The sequence below is a fragment of the Pedobacter zeae genome (genome assembly GCF_014196715.1).
Classification (GTDB): Bacteria; Bacteroidota; Bacteroidia; order Sphingobacteriales; family Sphingobacteriaceae; genus Pedobacter; species Pedobacter zeae.
This window is the reverse complement of sequence record NZ_JACIEF010000002.1, coordinates 95,834-114,524: the sequence shown is the minus strand read 5'-3', so window position 1 is coordinate 114,524 and position 18,691 is coordinate 95,834. Positions and strand designations below refer to the sequence as shown.

Sequence of the window (18,691 nt, the reverse complement as noted above, 5' to 3'; positions counted from 1 at the left end):
CCATGAGTTTGGCATTAAGCGGTTGGTGTGAATGGAGCGATTTAACAATTAATTTTTGAGAAATAAAGATTCTTCGACAGAGCTTTCATTAATTGATTCCAATATAAAGGCCCTCATCTCGACCGAAGCATAGCGGAGTGGTGAAATCTTTAGACGATATTAAAAGATCTCGCCGCTACGGTCGGGATGACGATACTTCGAGAACATTTATATCTTTAAATCCACTGTTATTTATTTTTACACAACAAATTATTCCTCAGGATGACAAATTACAGTTTTACCTCTCCCATCATCCATCTTACATTTCCCATATTACATTTTCCATCTTTAACCTATATTTGCGCATGCTTAAAAAAGAACGCTACAAACTTTTTGTAGAACATTTTTCGGCCAAGCAACCTGATGCAGAAACCGAGTTACATTATCATAACCCTTATCAGCTTTTAGTGGCAGTGATCCTCTCTGCGCAGTGTACCGATAAAAGGGTAAACATGGTAACTCCTGCCCTTTTTCATCGCTTTCCCAATGCTAAAGCGCTGGCAGAAGCCACTCCCGATATTGTTTTCGATTATATCAAAAGCATCAGTTATCCCAACAATAAGGCAAAGCACCTGGTGGGCATGGCCAATATCCTGCTTAACGAATTTAATAATGTGGTACCTTCGGGGATTGACGATTTACAGAAAATGCCCGGTGTTGGCCGCAAAACAGCCAATGTAATTGCTTCTGTAATTTACAATGCCCCGGCTATGGCGGTTGATACCCATGTTTTCCGCGTGGCCAACCGCTTGGGTTTAACCAATGGCAAAACTCCCCTGGCAGTGGAAAAGGATTTGGTTAAAAACCTTCCCGAACACGATATCCACATTGCACACCACTGGCTTATTCTGCATGGGCGTTACGTTTGTGTAGCCCGCAACCCGAAATGTGATATTTGTGAAATTACCTACATGTGCAGGTATTTCGAACGTTTAACCGCCCAAAACGAAAGAGACAAGCTAAAAGCTTAAAAAAATATTTTCATTTTACTATTGACATTAGCTAAAAAACACTTAACTTAGCTAAATATATTAGTATTTTAAATATCAACATTTAAGTATATTAGCCGATAATCGATTATATTTACGAAATCAATAAAAAAAGAAATGAGCACTGCAAATCCAGATAAATTAAAAGCCCTGCAACTTACTTTAGATAAACTAGAGAAATCTTATGGTAAAGGCACCATCATGAAACTTGGCGATACTGCCGTTGAACCTATAGATTTTATTTCTACCGGATCAATCAGTTTGGATATTGCTTTAGGCATTGGCGGTATTCCAAAAGGGCGTATCATCGAAATTTATGGCCCGGAATCTTCCGGTAAAACCACCTTGGCAACACATATTATTGCCGAAGCACAGAAAAAAGGCGGCATTGCAGCATTTATAGATGCAGAGCATGCTTTCGATCAGTTTTATGCAAAGAAACTGGGTGTAGATACCGACAACCTTTTAATCTCCCAGCCAGATAATGGCGAGCAGGCTCTGGAAATTGCCGATAACCTGATCCGCTCTGGTGCGATAGATGTAATCGTAATCGACTCTGTAGCAGCTTTGGTTCCTAAGAGTGAAATTGAAGGCGAAATGGGCGACAGTAAAATGGGTTTACATGCCCGTTTAATGAGTCAGGCACTGCGTAAATTAACCGGTACCATTTCAAAAACCGGATGTTGCTGTATTTTCATTAACCAGCTGCGCGATAAAATAGGGGTAATGTTTGGTAACCCGGAAACCACCACCGGAGGTAATGCCCTTAAATTTTATGCCTCCGTACGTTTAGATATCCGCCGTATTTCACAGATTAAAGACTCAGACGAAGTTTCAGGTAACCGTGTTAAAGTAAAAATTGTTAAAAATAAAGTAGCGCCGCCTTTCCGTATTGCAGAATTTGACGTGATGTTTGGCGAAGGTATTTCTAAAAATGGGGAGATTATCGACCTGGGTGTTGATTTTGGCATCATCAAAAAAGCAGGTTCGTGGTTCTCTTACGGAGATACCAAGCTTGGCCAGGGCAGGGATGCCGTAAAACAATTGCTGAGCGATAATCCTGAACTTGCCGAAGAACTGGAAATTAAAATTAAAACCGAAGTAACTGGCGAGCATCTGGCAGAAAAATAAACCGGATCAGCTCCTGTTGAACATAAAAAAAGCGTCCTGATTTAAAACCGGGACGCTTTTCTATTTTTTAAAATCCTCGTTAATAACTAACCGAAATGCCAAAGTTTACCGAAGTACCTCTTCCTTTCGAATAAAAACCCGGCTGCATAAACCATTGCGCCCTTGCCGGAAAATAATCCTGGTTAAAAATATTGTCGATACCTAAAGTAAGCCTGGTATTCTTTTTAACCTGGTAAATCCCCGCGAAGCTGAATAAATGATAAGCTTTTACTGCACCTTCGTTGCCATTATATACACCATTGGCGTTTTTCAGGAAGCGGTCGCGTGAATTGATACCTGTATAATTCAGGGTTAAATCCAATACTTTTAACGGGCTATAGGTAACCGAGGCCGTAACTTTTGGGGCCGAAATGCGGCGCCCGTTAAGGTAAAGATCTACCGCGTCGTTAAATTTACCGTTTTTATCAATATCGCGTTTTCCTTCCGTATAGCTATAACTGGCCGATAAACTTAAAACATCTATCAAACGGTAATCGGCAGCAACTTCAAAACCATAAATTTTTTCGGGATTTCTGGCCGTATTAAACAAACCGGTAGCAGGATCATACACCACTTCGATTCCTAGTTTTGAGGTACTGATATAAGCAGAAGCAGATAAGGTTAGTCCCGCAATCCTGCTTTCGAACCCTGCCTCATAGTTATTAACTTTTACGGCATCTGTATTAATCTTGTCGATGCTGTTTACTTTTGCATCACGTAAGGCAAGGCCAATATCCATCACCGAAAAACCTTGGGAGAAACTCACAAAAGGACTAAAAACATTAAACTGATTATACCTTAGGCCGGCATTAAAAAGGTAGGTACTGTATTTTAAATTTCCTCCGGTTACCTCAAAAGACGGGGTAATGGTCGTATTGTTCGCTCCGGTAGTTCTTAAGGTACGGTAATCATCAACCGCTATATTTACATTTTCGTAACGCAAACCGGTTTTAAATACAAGCTTGCTTAAAATATTAAAATCGGCCTGTGCAAAAGGTGCCGTATTGGTCATGTCCATTGTTGGTACCCATACCCTGCCATCAACCAGCGGCTGCGCAGTTTTATCTTTCATAAAATCTGCACCATAGGCCAGGTTTATTTTCAAGAAGTTACGGGTCAGAATTGGTGTTTCAAAAAATAAACGTGCTCCCTTTTTATCATTTTTGGCAAGCGACTGGCCATCACCTCCATCAAAACGCCCTAACGATACATAGAATACGTCTTTACGGGTTTCGTAATAAACATCAGCATTTAAACTCGACCGGAGAAAGGTACTATCTATTTTATACGACAGATTTAAATTGTGGTTATAATCAACCCCGGTAGGAATGCCGAGTGGTTTTCCCAATACCCCTGTTGCTTTCTGCCCGGTTGCCAGATTACCATTTACCAAAGTAAAATTACTGTTCTGCAAACTGCTGTAAGTATTATAGGTAAGCTGTACCCGTCGATTTTTGGCAGGTACATAACCCAATTTGGCAAATGCATTATATGTATCTGTTTCGCCTAAGCTGTAGTTAGGGCCAACAACATCGCCCTTTGCATCTTTATATTCACCGGTTTGCTCGTACATCCCACTTACCACATAATCAAACTTACCCAGCTTTCCATAAAACATCTGGTTAATTCTTCCTCCTCCGGAGTTTTTAACCTTCACCAGCGATCCATTTAAGTTGACCTGGGTTTTACCGGCAAATTTTGCAGCAGTATCCGGAACCAGGGTGATGTAATTTACCAAACCGCCGGCAGCACCATTGCCATAAATGGCAGTTGCCCCTTTTACCACTTCAATGCGTTCGAGTACCGATGGATCAATCGATCTCAGGTCTACCTCCGCATTTCTTAAGGGCGAAGATTGTGAAACGCCATCTATCATCACCAGCATCGGGCGGCCACGCAAGTTCTGCCCAACATTATTACCGGTTTGGGCCGTAGGTGCAAAACCAGGAACCTCATTAGCCAAAATACTGCTCAAATCGGGCGTAATCGCCATTTCTCTCTCCAGCTTTTTCTTATTTACAATACTTACCGAAGTGGTAATATTTTTAATGTCCTCAGCTTTTCTTGAAGTGGAGATCACCACCTCATCGAGGGTATTGGCAACAGCTTCCAATGCGATATTGATGGTCGTATCGTTTTTTACCGATGGGATATGCTGTGTAAATGTTTTGTAGCCCACCGCATTTACACTGATGTTAAAAGGCACACTGCCCTTGATGTACAAAGAATAATAACCTTTGCTATCTGCCTGAACTTTCTGGCCAAACACGGATATGCTGGTGTAGGGGATTTCGCTTTTTTGGTCTTTAACATGCCCTTCTATCTTAACATTCTGTGCATGCAACAGAAGAAAATTACAGGCAAGTGCAGTAATCATCAGTATAAGTTTTTTCATCTATCTTAAATTTTGGCAAAGATAGAAAAACAAATACTAAATAGAATAAGTCTAAATAAAAAATAAAAACAGCCTAATTCTGGCTAAAAACGGCATCGAAGTCTTTGGTAACGTATACAATTACCAGGAGAGCAGCTATAACCAGGGCCCCTAAAATGATTACGCCCCAACTTCCTTTAAGTTTGTCTTTATCCTTCCTGATCAACCAGTAAATGATAGCGATAAGCGGTACCGCACAAACTATCCAAAATATTAATGATGCTCCAGTCATATATATAAGTTCAATTTAAAAAATTCTCGTTGCCAGTTTTTAATTGGCTGTTTATAGTTTTTTGCCACCAAAACACAAAAAAAGATCTGAAATAAATTCAGGATAACGCCCCCTAAGGTGGTAACGGGCTAACAAGTTCAGGCCATTAATCATAAATTATTGACCAATGAACTAATGACCAGTGAACCAATCACCAATGATCAATTAACCAATCACCAATTAATCAATCACCAGTGAACCAATGTACCAATGACCAATGACCAATGACCAATGAACTAATGAACCAATGAACCAATGACTAATGAACCAATGACCAGTGAACCAATGACCAGTGAACTAATGACCAGTGAACCAATGTACCAATCACCAATGAACCAATGACCAGTGAACTAATGAACCAATGACCAATGAACCAATGAACCAATGAACTAATGAACCAATGGCCAATATAACCTCCCTAAAATTCCATCCGCGCCATTGGCGAAACATCCTGTCCTACAAAATCGTTTTTCAAAAACTTATGGTATCCGGCAATGGCAATCATCCCTGCATTATCGGTACAATACTGAAAAGCCGGGATATAAATGTTCCAACCCAGTTCATCTGCAGCTTGCTGTAATCCGTTTCTTAAACCTGAGTTTGCAGAAACACCCCCGGCAATCGCAATTTCTTTAATTCCGTATTGTTTGGCCGCTTTCTTTAATTTGTTCAGCAAAATCTGTATAATACTATATTGAACCGACGCACAGATATCATCCAAATTTTCGGCTATAAAATCAGGATTTTCTTGTTCCTGTTTCCTGATAAAATACAGGATAGAGGTTTTAAAACCGCTAAAACTAAAATTCAGACCGGCAATCTGGGGTTCAGCAAATTTAAAGGCCAAAGGATTTCCATGCTGTGCATGTTTATCAACAAGTGGTCCGCCGGGATAAGGCAAGGCCAGTAATTTGGCCGTTTTATCAAAAGCTTCGCCTGCTGCATCATCTAATGTTTCGCCAACAATCTCCATATCGAAGTAATCTTTCACCAGTACAATCTGTGTATGCCCGCCCGAAACGGTAAGGCACAAAAACGGAAAACCGGGTTTCGGATCGTCAATAAAATGCGCTAAAATATGCGCATGCATATGATTTACAGAAATTAGAGGTACATTTAAAGCTAATGCGAAAGATTTTGCAAACGAAACGCCTACCAGCAACGACCCTAAAAGGCCGGGTCCACGTGTAAAAGCTACGGCATTAATGTCCTGTTTTGTAACTTTGGCATTAATTAAAGCTTGCTGTACGGCAGGTACAATATTTTGTTGGTGTACCCTTGAAGCTAATTCAGGTATAACACCACCATAATTTTGATGAATTGTTTGGTTTGCAATAACATTGGCAGTAATTTTGCCGTTGTTACAAATAGCAACGGATGTATCATCGCAAGAAGATTCGATAGCAAGTATAACAGACAAATTATTAATATTTAAGCTGCAAAATTATTAAAAAACTATTTAAAATACTCCTTTGGGTAATCGCATCAATCATCCTGCTGTTTGCGCTTCTTATTTTTTCGTTACAATTTAAGCCCGTTCAAACTTATTTTGCCCAAAAAGCCGCTGCCTATTTATCGAAAGAGCTTAAAACTACTGTATCCATCAAGAGCCTCTACATCAAACCTTTTAAATCTATTGTACTCGAAAACCTTTTGGTTTTAGATCTACAAAAAGATACTTTGTTGAGCACCCCACAGTTTATGGTCGATATTAATCAGTTATCCATTGATAAAAAGATTATCGACATCAATACCGTTCAAATTAACAATGGCCAGTTTTTCCTAAAGGATTTCAAAGATAAGTCTTCTAACCTCGATTTCATCATCAACTACTTCGATTCAGGTAAACCTAAAGTAAAGAAAAAGAAAAGTAAGCCTTTTGATGTGGGAATTGGCCGTATTATTTTAAACCGGTTCGCCTTCCGGTACATCAACTATGCTGCAAAAGATACCAGCCAGGGTAAAACGGTAAACTTTGAGAACGTAGGTATTAAGGAGTTAAGCGGGATTTTTGAAGGGCTCGACACCAAAAACCATTTGATTAAAACCAACATCAAAAACCTGACTTTTAGGGAGCATAGCGGATTTTACCTGAAAAACTTAACGGCCCAAACCACGATTGACAGTAATGCCATAGAACTTAAAAACCTGTTGCTCGAAACCAATCAGAGCCGTTTAACCGATTACTACCAGATGCGGTTTAACAGCTTTAAAGACTTTAACCACTATATAGATAATGTGCGGATGAAAGCTATCTTTAAAGATAGCCACATCACCTCAAGGGATATTGCATTTTTTGCCCCTGAAATGAACAGCATGAAACTCGACCTGGATGTGGATGGTCAGATCACCGGTTTGGTGAATAACCTTAAAGCCAAAAAACTATCGTTAAGAACCGGTAAAGCCACACACATTAAAGGCGATTTTATTTTAAAGGGGCTGCCGAAATGGAAAGAAACCTTTATGGACCTGAATATTGAGATGGCAGGAACCAACAGAACTGATCTTGCAGAGGTATTGGCGGGGATTACCAACAGTAAAAAAGAGATGATTCCTAAAATGGTGAGCAAATTTGGCAACATTAACTTTAACGGGAGCTTTACAGGGTTTCAGAACGATTTCATTGCTTATGGTGAATTTAAAACCAAACTTGGCCGCATCGTTTCGGATGTGAACATGAAAATCGATAAAAAGGATGTCCCATCTTACACCGGGAATGTAAAAACCTACGATTTCAATATCGGAAACCTGATCGATGAAAAGAGTTTAGGCCGCATCAGTTCTTCTTTGTACGTAAAAGGGCGTGGAACAGCACTGAAAGACCTGACCGAGAAAATAAATGGCGATGTAGATTATATAGACTTTAACCATTACCGTTACCACAATGTGAAGATTGACGGAACTTTCGACAAAAAATACTTTGATGGCAAACTGAGCATTAACGACCGTAATGTAAAACTGATTTTCGATGGCGGGGTTAACCTCAACCCGAAACTACCGGTATTCAACTTTAATGCCACCATTTCCAGAGCAAGGCTGAAGGCTTTAAAACTGATGAAAGATTCGCTGATGGTTGATGCCAAGTTTAACACCAATTTCTCGGGCACCAACCTCAACAATATATCCGGTAAATTGCTGATCCAGGAGATCAGTTTAAAAAATCCTAAAGGCACTTACAGTGTCGATTCGGTTCAGCTTACTGCCAATGGTACAGGTACCAACCGTGTGCTCGATATCCGTTCGGATATTTTAGACGCCAGCATTAAGGGCGAATACGATCTTAATTCTATTGTTTCGTATTATAAAGCGATTGCCAAAACCTATATCCCCTCTTTACGGGCTGATATCATCAAATACAAAAACCAGATTTTTGAGTTTAACCTGAAGGTCAAAAAATTCGAGCCGCTTGCACAGCTTTTTGCCCCCGGCCTGGTATTGGAAGAGGGCGCTACGCTAACCGGTAATTTCGATTCGCGCAACAATACGGCAACGTTAAACGGCTTCGTAAAAAAATTAAAATACGATGGCATTATCATCAATAATATCATCCTCGACGAAAACACCACCACGCAGCAACTTCAACTGATTGTAACCTCCGACCGGGTACAGATCAACGACAGTTTGTTCATTAAAGATGTAAACATTTCCAACATCCTCCGGAACGACAGCCTGGCTTTTAACGTAAAAATGTCGAACGCCGATGAAGACAATCAGCTCGATTTAAACGGCCTGGTAGAATTTACCAAAAACCAGGATACCACCGCACGTCTCAGTGTATTGCCATCCATCTTAAAAATAAACAGCGAAGAATGGCGTATACAGGAAAAAGTACGCATTGTACTGAATAATGGCAAAACAGAAATCAGCAATTTCGATTTAACCAACGGGAAACAGCAGGTTATTATTGATGGATTAATTTCGGAAGACCCTAAAGATTTAATCAGCATTGGTTTTAAAGATTTTAGCCTGAAAACCCTTAACCCTTTTACCAAAGGCTTTGGTGTTAAACTGGGCGGAAACCTGAATGGTACCACCGATCTGTATGGCATATTAAAAGCACCAAGGGTAACCAACGATTTAAAGATCGATTCGCTTAATTTTAACGACATCTACATCGGGGCCTTAACCGATACCTCATCGTACAACAATGAGAGCAAAAAAATCAACGTATTTACACGGATCATGGCCGACGATTCGGAGACTTTTAAACTCACCGGAAACCTCGATCTTAAAGAGAAAGAAATAGACCTCGGACTGAAAATGAACGAGAGCAAACTGACCATCCTCGAGCCTTTTGTTAAACAGCTGGTATCGAATTTAAAGGGGAACATCTCTGCCGATTTAACGGTAAAAGGAAAATTCGATAAGCCCGAAATTAACGGAAGTGTAGCCCTGGATAAGGGGCAGCTGATGGTAAACTACCTTAAAACCACCTATGTGATTACCGATAAGGTAGAAGTGAACAACAGTGTGATCAAGCTTGATGATTTTACGCTAAACGACCTGGAAGGGCATGAAGGAACGGCACGCGGCAGTGTTGATTTAAACGACATCAACTACCCTACACTGGATGTAAAAATCAATGCCAACAGTTTAATGGCCTTAAATACGACCGCGAAAGACAATTCGATCTATTACGGGCGGGCATATGGTACAGGTGTATTTACCTTTACCGGCCCAACCAATAAGATGAAGATTGATATTAAGGCAAAAACAGAAAAAGGGACTGTTTTCAACCTGCCTTTAAACAGTTCGGAAACGATATCGGATAAAGATTTTATCAATTTCGTGAGTCGCGATTCTACTGTTGTGGTGAAGAAAAAAACCAATTTCGACGGTATTACACTTACTTTTAAACTGACGATCGATCCGAATACCACCGCCAATATTTACACCACATTGGGTAATTTAAGTGGTAAGGGTAATGCCGATCTGAACCTGAACATTAACAGTTTCGGCGATTTCGAGATGTCTGGCGATTATATTATTGAAACCGGAAGTTTCGACTTTACGGCCCAGGAAGTCATCAATAAAAAATTCGAGATCAGGCAAGGGGGGACCATCCGTTGGACGGGTAACCCTACCGCCGCACAGATTAACTTAAAGGCAGTGTATGCCTTAAGGGCAAGTTTAAACGATCTTTACAAAGCGGCCAACCGCGATGCCAGCAGTAATGCCAACCAAAGGGTAAATACCGAGGTAGAAATGGGATTAACGGGTTTACTGTTAAAACCTGATATTAAGCTCGATATTAATTTCCCTTCACAACCTTCTATTAAAGAAGAGCTGCAAACCTATTTCAGCGATCAGAATAACCTGAACTTACAGGCTTTCAGCTTAATCATAAGGAGAAGTTTTGCACCTGGCAACGGTGGCGAATCGATCGGTAACCAGCTTAGCTCTACCGCAACCAGTACCGCTACCGAGCTGGTATTTAACCAGTTTAACAATGTACTTTCTTCATTGAACTTAAACTTTGTCGACCTGAACGTACGTTCGCTGAGTGAAGCCAATGCTTCGTTCAAGTTCTTTAACGACCGTTTAATTATTAATGCGGGTATTGTAGACCGAAATAGTGTGAATGATTTTACCGTTATCGATTTCTCTAAAGACAATGTGGGCAGGGAGGTGGAGGCCCTTTTCTTAATCAAAAAAGACGGAAGTTTAACGGTTAAGGCAGCAAATAAACCCCCTACACAACAAAGTATATTCTTAAACAGTGGCATTAGCCCAACAGCCAACGTCACTTCTTTTGGCTTGGTTTATACCCAGCAATTTGATACGTTTAAGGAGTTTATCCAGAAAATTTCAGGGGCTTACCGCCGCAACCTGAAAAGGAAACAAAGCCAAACCCCGGTTAAAACGAACAAATCGATCAATAAGGAAGCCATTATTAACCAGAGCAAGGGAAACCAGCGGAGGTAGAATTGGTTCATTAGTTCATTGGTCATTGGTCATTGGTTGATTAGTTTATTGCTCATTGCCCAGGGTTAATTGGTTAACTGTAACCCAAGAGCCGACAGCTTCATTACCCAATAAATTGAGGATGGTAAAATGCATGAATAAAGATCCTTCACTGCGTTCAGGATGACAAAACCAATTTAAAAGCTGTCATTCTGAATGAAATGAAGAATCTTTACCCTAAAAGCTAACAGCTCCATTCCCAATAAATTGAGGATGGTAAAATGCATTAATGAAGATCCTTCGCTGCGCTCAGGATGACAAAACCAATTTAAAACCTCTCATTCTGAATGAAATGAAGAATCTTTAACCTAAGAATCAACAGCTTCATTACGCCACAAATTGAGGATCGTAAAATGCATGAATAAAGATCCTTCGCTGCGCTCAGGATGACAAAACCAATTTAAAACCTGTCATTCTGAATGAAATGAAGAATCTTTAACCTAAGAGCCAACGGCTCCATTATCCAATAAATTGAGGATCGTAAAATGCATGAATAAAGATCCTTCACTGCGTTCAGGATGACAAAACGAATTTAAAAGCTGTCATTCTGAATGAAATGAAGAATCTTTACCCTAAAAGCCAACAGCTCCATTACCAATAAATTGAGGATGGTAAAATGCATTAATAAAGATCCTTCACTGCGTTCAGGATGACAAAACAGCTTTCTCCACTCCATTACACTCCGGTTGAAAAGACGATGGTGTGGGGGATGACCTGGTGAAATCAGCTCCCGGTTCACGGCTTAAGCCTTTAACAACTAAAAAAGCCAATATCGAACCTGCGTTCAATACTGGCTTTCTTCTTTTTATGATCGGGTCATCTAGGCGCTGGCCTGGAAAAATGCCGAACGCCAAACGCTTCATCTAGCCCTTCATGATCGAATGGCCCATTTTATCTCTTTTGGTCGCTAAATAACGTTCGTTATGGATGTTACTTGCAATTTCGATCGGAATGTTTTCTACTACCTCCAGGCCATACCCTATTAAACCGGCCCTTTTGGTTGGGTTATTACTCATCAGGCGCATTTTAGTAACCCCTTCTGATCGCAGAATCTGCGCACCTACGCCATAATCGCGTTCGTCGCCTTTAAAGCCCAATTTAATATTCGCTTCTACCGTGTCGAAACCGGCATCCTGTAAGTTATACGAACGTAATTTATTAATCAGTCCGATACCCCTGCCTTCCTGGTTCATGTATACAACGATGCCTTTACCTTCTTTTTCGATCATTTCGAGCGCCTTGTGCAACTGCGGACCACAATCGCAACGGCACGATCCAAAGATATCACCCGTTACACAAGAGCTGTGTACCCGTGCCAAAATCGGTTCGTTGGCGCTCCATTCGCCTTTAGAAATGGCCAGGTGTGTGGCATTGTTATCCAGCTGTGTATAAGCCGTCATTTTAAAATCGCCCCAGGCAGTAGGTAAATTGATGCTAACTTCCTGTTTAATCAAACTATCGATGTTTAAACGGTAGGCGATTAAATCTTCTATTGATATAATTTTTAGCTGATGTTGTTCGGCAATTTTAAAGAGATCCGGAAGCCGGGCCATTTCGCCGTCTTCTTTTAAAATCTCTACCAATAAACCTGCCGGTTTCATTCCGGCCAAACGGGCTAGGTCTACCGCAGCTTCGGTATGGCCAGCGCGCCTGATCACACCACCATCTTTGGCAATTAAAGGGAAAATATGCCCGGGTCTGCCCAACTCTTCGGGGTCGGTTTTAGGATCTACCAAAGCCAGCATGGTTTTAGAACGGTCGCTTGCTGAGATCCCCGTGGTACAGCCATGGCCTACCAGATCTACCGAAACGGTAAAATTGGTTTCGTAAGCTGCTGTATTCTTGCCCACCATCAGGGTTAGGTTCAGTTCTTTACAACGCTCTTCGGTTAAGGGCGCACAGATTAAACCACGTCCGTAAGTGGCCATAAAGTTGATGATCTCGGGGGTTGCATTTTCGGCAGCCGTCAGGAAATCGCCTTCGTTCTCTCTATTCTCATCATCTACAACAATAATCACTTTACCAGCTTTTATATCTGCGATGGCTTCTTCTATTGTGTTTAATTTCGTTTGCATTTTATCTAGCATTATCGGGCAAAACTTGCGTACGGTGCGGTATAACCACTTTATTCCGCAAGCATAAACCACTACAAATGTACAACCTTATCACGCATTATTCAGATCGAAATATCATTTGTAAGTAAAGGAAAAAGGGGCCTATTTTTGCTTCTTTTTAAACACTTTAAGGATAAGCTCCTTGTAATAATTCACATCAAACAGCGCCGAATCTACCGTGGCTTTATAGGTTAAGAAGGCCGCCAATGGCGACAAAACAATTACGGCGATCCACATGCCGAATATCGGGTTCAGGTTTCCTTCGCGTGCTGATTTTTCGGCCACGGTGGTAATAATATGGTACACCAGGAAGAAACAGATGGCCACTACCACAGGTAAGCCCATCCCTCCTTTTCTGATAATAGCCCCCAGTGGCGCACCGATAAAGAAAAGCAGTATGCAGGAGGCGGCCAGCGTAAACTTGCGTTGATATTCTACCGTTGTAAAAATAATTTCGCCCATTAAATCGGTTTGGCGCGGAACCCAGTTGGGTACGTGCTGCATAATATTGGCCACCGTGTTGCTGGCATTATCGAGCGCCTGCTTACGCGATCCGTTTGGAATACTTTTCAGGATCACGTCATTAATTTCTTTAGGCACAGCCTTCACTTTGGTATAGCCTTTAGCGGTATTAAACTGTTTAAAGTTACTGGTAAAAGTGGCAATGGTCCTGATATTTAAACTATCGAGCTGCTTATTCAGTGAATCGCGTTTTTTTACGATCCCCTTTAAGTTAAGCATCGGGGTACTGTTCCCAAATGCATTTGGGTCGGTAGTACTCGGATCGAAAGACGACATATCAAAACGCGGCCAGGTTTCTTTAAAACGGTTCCTGGTAAAAACCTGCCTTGGGTTGTACATCCCATTCTTTGAGGCTTGCTCTTCGTACTGGATGCCGTTTTTAAGGTTAAGCTGCAGGAATTTACCATCGGAGGTTTTACTCATTTTACCCTCTTTAGCCAGGATAATTTTCGGAATGCCGTTGTTCTCCCGGTGATCGTAAATCATGATATTGTGCAGGGTACCATCTTCTTCTTTAGAATCTACACGGATGGCATAACCCGGTATATCATTGTTAAAAACACCAGGCTTGATTAAAAAGGAGAGTTTTTTATTGCGGATATCATACAGCAGCGAGCCAAATTTCAGGTTGGCCTTGGGCAGCATGTAGTTGGCAAAAAAGAAAGAAGCAAAGGTGAGCATCAGAATCACCACAAATAAGGGGCGCATGGCCTTCTGTAAAGAAATTCCAGCCGATTTAATGGCCACAAGCTCATAATTTTCGCCAAGTGTACCAAAAGTCATGATGGAAGAAAGTAGTACCGATAATGGAAGCGCCATTGATACGTTGGCGGCCGAGGCATAATACATCAGCTCCAAAATGGTGTACCACTCGAAACCTTTTCCGATTAAATCATCAATCCATTTAAAGAGGAAAAACATCAACAAAATAAACATCATAACAAAAAATGTTGCTATGAATGGCTTCACAAATGCTTTTATTAACAGAAGATGTATTTTTTTCACCCTGCAAAGGTAAACAATACGGAGATAATATTATGCACCCAATACGCTAATCAGGTAATCGATCTGGTTATCCCAGATCTGTTTTTTCTCCGCCAGAAGTTCATCGGTAGTAAAATCAGTAATCGAGAGGGCAACATCATTGGTTAATTCGTCCTGTACAATTTCCATCTCAAAATAACATTGAGGTTCATCATCCAGCCACTTAAACTTAACCAGTTTATTTTCTTTAACGGCAACAAGCTTTGCTTTTTGCTGCTCATCATCCCAGGTAAACGTGTATATCTGATCGCGGAAATTTACATCGTCCGCAAACCATTGCGATAAGCCGTTTGGCTCACTTATAAAACTGTATAATATTCTTGGTGACGATCTAACTTCGTACTCTAGTGTAAATTTTTTCTTTTCTGCCATGTTAGTACTCTACCAGGATAATTTCCGGACTACTTTTTTAATATTATTTTTCTAAAGAAAGGTAATTTATTCTATATCTGCAACAATATAATTTTTATTGGTTTCGGGTGGTGGTGCATTGGTTCATTTGCCATTGGTTTAGTGGTTATTGGGGTAACCGGCTGATGGTTTGAATCAGTTAACCGATTCCGGATAACCACCCCAACCCGCCGCCTCCTGCGTCATTGCGAAAGCGATTCTTAACCGGGTGAAACAATCTTCAACCATACGATATCCGGCGCCAGATGATTCACACCAAACGCCTACCGCCAAACGCCTCCTTCCCTTTAATTATTCCTGTAATAGGATAGTTTACCTTTCTCTACCCCCTTGTTTACCTTTCTCTACCTATTCTTTACCTTTTGTTTACCTTTTCTGTATACCAGGTTAACCCCATGTTAACCCTTTGCTTACCCATTCTTTACCCTGGCGTTACCTCATTCATTACCTAAAAGGTAAAGATCTGGCGAACACCAGCTACAGCAAAGGTCAACTTGGGGATAACTTGCTCGCACCAACAGGTATAGCGCCCCGATACACCTGGTCTTTCCATAACATGAAATATCTCCGAATACAGCAAAAACAGGCCTGATGACACCATTGTAGTAACCAACAATCGCTTAAGCTCCCTGTAAATATCGCTGTTCCTTAGGTTACCGCCGGCTAAAAACAGGCTCCGTTAGCAGCCAAAACAACCCTTACAGCCTATTCAAAACAATAAAATTTACTGATTAATAGCGCTTTAAAGTATTTTTCACATTTCTTTTTTATAGAATGTATATTTATTCTATATTTGCAGCTCTTAAAAATAACCATAGTTGTATTTACGTTATACAGTAAATATACACCCGGCGGGGTAGCTCAGATGGTTAGAGCGCAGGATTCATAACCCTGAGGTCGGCAGTTCGATCCTGCTCCCCGCTACCATAGTGGGCAAATCAAATTTTTGTTTGGTTTGCCCCTTTTTTTTGCCCTCAAAAACGGCCTTTAAAGTACCTAGAACGCGTACAGCCTCATTCATTCGAACAGTTCGATGTTGTGTTCCGTCAAAAGTGAGTTTTTGGGGATAGATCGAACTAATTAATCGCCTTTTTCCTTCAGAATCTGCCTCTATATATATTTCATGAAGGTTTTTGAGCAACCCAGTCGCTTTTCCGATTAATTCACCAATATTCTCTTTTCCCCTGGATAAATCGATGAGTCTATTTTCAAGAATAAGGATATTTCTTTCACAGTCTGATTTTATTTTCCTGTACTCAAAATCAAGAATTACATCATTGAGCATTTTGTCCCTAGCCTTAGAAATTCTATTATTAAACTCCTCCAACTGTTTTTTTACATTTAATAATTCATTATTATCTTCACTTGAAAAAGCTTGATAAACCTGCTTCAAAATCATAACATACGCCTCATGCAAGAGTGGATCTATAGTGTATTTTTTTAACTCCTCCACAAAAAGTTTATTGACTTTTTCCGCGCTATATCTCACTCCACATTTCGAAAAGCAATGGTAATAGTGATAGTGCTTGCTGTAACCTTTTGAAGCACTACCTGAGAGCATGTAGCCGCACTTTGGACAGATCAGAAAGCCACGCAAGGGAAGCGCATCAGGAGAAGATATAGTCGTCTTTTTTGGTTTGTTTCTACCGTTCAAAACATCCATAGCTTTATAAAAAATTCTTTCTGAAACTATCGCTTTATGTTGGCCCATAACAGTATGGGCTTCCTCCTCCTTGTATTTCGCAATGGGTATCCTACCGCAGTAAATGGGATTTCTAATAATCTGCCAAAAATTTTTTCTGCCTGTCTTCAGCCCTTTATTCGATGCCGCCTTCCAGATCTGATCAATGTACCACTTACCCGTAGCTAATTCGTCATATACCCACTTCATTATTGACGCTTGGGGCTCTACAGGACAAATATACTTTCGCCCGTCTTCGGTTACTTTGTTAGTATAACCTATGGGCGCAGGTCCCATCCATCGCCCTTCTTTTCTTGCTCTTCTCATTCCGTGAAAAGTATTGAGCGCTCTTCTATCATTTTCCACCTCGGGAGCTGCGAGATAGAAAGCCAGCATCATTTTGTTTTCAGGAATGGAGATATCAAGAGGCTGCTCAATGGCCTGAGGCTCTATACCGAGATCAGCCAAAATTTTTATCATCTGATAGGCATCTCCTGCATTTCTGCTGAATCTGTCCCATTTGGTGAAAAGTACCAAATCCGTTTGTCCTCTTTTCTTTTTTAGATCTGCCAATAATTTTTGCCATGCAGGGCGTATGAAGCTTTTGGCGGAATGATCCTCAAAAACAACTTTCCTCACTTTGATATCTCTGGCGAAACAATATTTCTGTAAAACCTCTTCTTGGTTGCGTTGCGAATACCCCTTATCAGCCTGTTCATCAGTACTTACTCTAATGTATAAATCTGCTGTAATCATCTTTTTAAAACTTGCTCTACTTCCAAAATAGCTAAAATATATAGCAAATCCAAGATTTCCTTCGCTTGATTTATAGACATTTTTACACCTTTTTTCTTTAGCATTTCCATTAATTTCTCAGGGGTAATTCGCGCTATCGGTAGATATCTCATAAGCTGTGGATAAACCTAAAATTAATTACACGTTAAATGATCATTTGTATATTACGTTCGGGATCCCGTGCTTTTTGCCATATGTACTACTTCGGAATTATGCAATTTGGATTTATACCTTTTTTTCAGAATAGTGATTCGGATATTTTTTTGAAATCAAAATTTATCGGTAGAAGCAAATTAGCATTATGGTGGGGCCCACAAGCCACAGGTGAGCACTGGCCATTGTAAAGCATTTTTATAAATTCGTTCCAATCTTTATGATAAATTAAAGCAGATGATGGCAGAACCTAGTCAGACCTTTAACTTTTATGATGCTAATTTTGCTCGAAACTTAGATAGCTTCCGACTTTGAAAAGGTTTTTACTACTAGCTTTTTAATTATAGGGGTGACTAACAAGCATTCTTATTTTTAGCTTTCTTCCTCTGCACTAGGGATATCTTATTTATCGATATAAATCTCGCATATTCGTAGTTTTCAAACACGTCTTCCCTTTAGGATACTCGAGATTATTCATTTTTAGAATACATTACCAATTAGATATTGCAGAATTTTTGGATGATTTATTAGTGTTTTAAGTATTTCCGAGTTCCGAGGAAATACCCGACCTCAAGGGCGCAAGATTTTTTGTGTATACAAAAATACATCTTGCAAAACACCCGAGTGGTTGAAGGATTTCTTTAAGTGATATAATGTAGGTCAGTAATAATACGATTAAGGCTAGATAAAATATGTTTATAGCATTAAAAAAAGGTGGTATTATGAGATTTGAGATCCGTATGGAACGAAATCGAATCTATTAGGGCTGGTTTCCCAAAAACTTGCATCACAAAACAAAGTTTATTAAATTTATAGAGAAACGTTTGAATGATAAAAAAGTAATAATAGTTACATTAAGTTCTTTCTTTAGAGTTGCCATAAAGGCTAAATTGTCTTGAGAGCTTTGATGGCGTTTATCGTTCATTTGAAAGGTAATAAAGGTTTGAATTTAATATGATTATATTAGCTAAAAAATATTTAAAACTAAATCTAAATTATAATAATATGCTCAACGCCTCAAGAGTCAAAAATTTTATAACATTGTTGGATACAATTCCCATTATGTTTTTTACAAGCCATTTAAGTTCGTCGATAACGATTTCC

The 18,691-nt window shown here is 40.1% G+C and carries 10 protein-coding genes and 1 tRNA gene; 4 read left to right on the top strand and 7 right to left on the bottom strand.

The annotated features are described in order from the left end of the window. Positions 1–344 precede the first annotated feature (344 nt). Complete coding sequence (gene nth, locus GGQ60_RS07085) at positions 345–1,010, top strand: endonuclease III (RefSeq protein WP_183761593.1); 666 nt, start codon at positions 345–347, stop codon at positions 1,008–1,010. Positions 1,011–1,145: 135 nt separating this feature from the next. After that, positions 1,146–2,159 (top strand): recombinase RecA, encoded by a 1,014-nt coding sequence (recA, locus tag GGQ60_RS07080; protein ID WP_183761591.1) that lies wholly within the window; start codon positions 1,146–1,148, stop codon positions 2,157–2,159. A gap of 79 nt (positions 2,160–2,238) precedes the next feature. Here the strand turns inward: recA and GGQ60_RS07075 are convergent, their stop codons facing one another. The 3 genes from GGQ60_RS07075 to tsaD form a co-directional block, all read right to left on the bottom strand. Beyond that, entirely contained in the window at positions 2,239–4,593 is a 2,355-nt protein-coding gene (locus GGQ60_RS07075; RefSeq protein ID WP_183761588.1) for a TonB-dependent receptor, read from the bottom strand. A 73-nt stretch (positions 4,594–4,666) separates the two neighbouring features. After that, positions 4,667–4,864: a hypothetical protein gene (locus GGQ60_RS07070; RefSeq protein ID WP_183761585.1), complete on the bottom strand. Its 198-nt coding sequence runs from the start codon at positions 4,862–4,864 to the stop codon at positions 4,667–4,669. Between the two features lie 457 nt (positions 4,865–5,321). Then, on the bottom strand, positions 5,322–6,323 hold the full coding sequence (gene tsaD / locus GGQ60_RS07065) for a tRNA (adenosine(37)-N6)-threonylcarbamoyltransferase complex transferase subunit TsaD (protein WP_183761582.1): 1,002 nt from the start codon (positions 6,321–6,323) through the stop codon (positions 5,322–5,324). A gap of 233 nt (positions 6,324–6,556) precedes the next feature. Here tsaD and GGQ60_RS07060 point away from each other — a divergent pair, with 233 nt between their 5' ends. After that, on the top strand, positions 6,557–10,828 hold the full coding sequence (locus tag GGQ60_RS07060; protein WP_229685044.1) for a translocation/assembly module TamB domain-containing protein: 4,272 nt from the start codon (positions 6,557–6,559) through the stop codon (positions 10,826–10,828). Positions 10,829–11,730: 902 nt separating this feature from the next. Here GGQ60_RS07060 and GGQ60_RS07055 read toward each other — a convergent pair. The 3 genes from GGQ60_RS07055 to GGQ60_RS07045 form a co-directional block, all read right to left on the bottom strand. Further along, on the bottom strand, positions 11,731–12,942 hold the full coding sequence (locus GGQ60_RS07055) for a bifunctional 3,4-dihydroxy-2-butanone-4-phosphate synthase/GTP cyclohydrolase II (protein WP_183761579.1): 1,212 nt from the start codon (positions 12,940–12,942) through the stop codon (positions 11,731–11,733). A gap of 141 nt (positions 12,943–13,083) precedes the next feature. Beyond that, positions 13,084–14,508: an LptF/LptG family permease gene (locus tag GGQ60_RS07050; protein ID WP_183761575.1), complete on the bottom strand. Its 1,425-nt coding sequence runs from the start codon at positions 14,506–14,508 to the stop codon at positions 13,084–13,086. A gap of 30 nt (positions 14,509–14,538) precedes the next feature. Beyond that, positions 14,539–14,919 (bottom strand): START-like domain-containing protein, encoded by a 381-nt coding sequence (locus GGQ60_RS07045; protein WP_183761572.1) that lies wholly within the window; start codon positions 14,917–14,919, stop codon positions 14,539–14,541. A gap of 889 nt (positions 14,920–15,808) precedes the next feature. On the opposite strand from GGQ60_RS07045, the gene GGQ60_RS07040 reads away from it, so the two are divergent. Then, positions 15,809–15,885 (top strand) — tRNA-Met (locus GGQ60_RS07040). Here the strand turns inward: GGQ60_RS07040 and GGQ60_RS07035 are convergent. Continuing rightward, positions 15,842–17,395, bottom strand: coding sequence for a recombinase family protein (locus GGQ60_RS07035; protein ID WP_183764682.1), 1,554 nt, complete (start codon positions 17,393–17,395; stop codon positions 15,842–15,844). The genes GGQ60_RS07040 and GGQ60_RS07035 overlap by 44 nt on opposite strands. Positions 17,396–18,691: the final 1,296 nt, after the last annotated feature.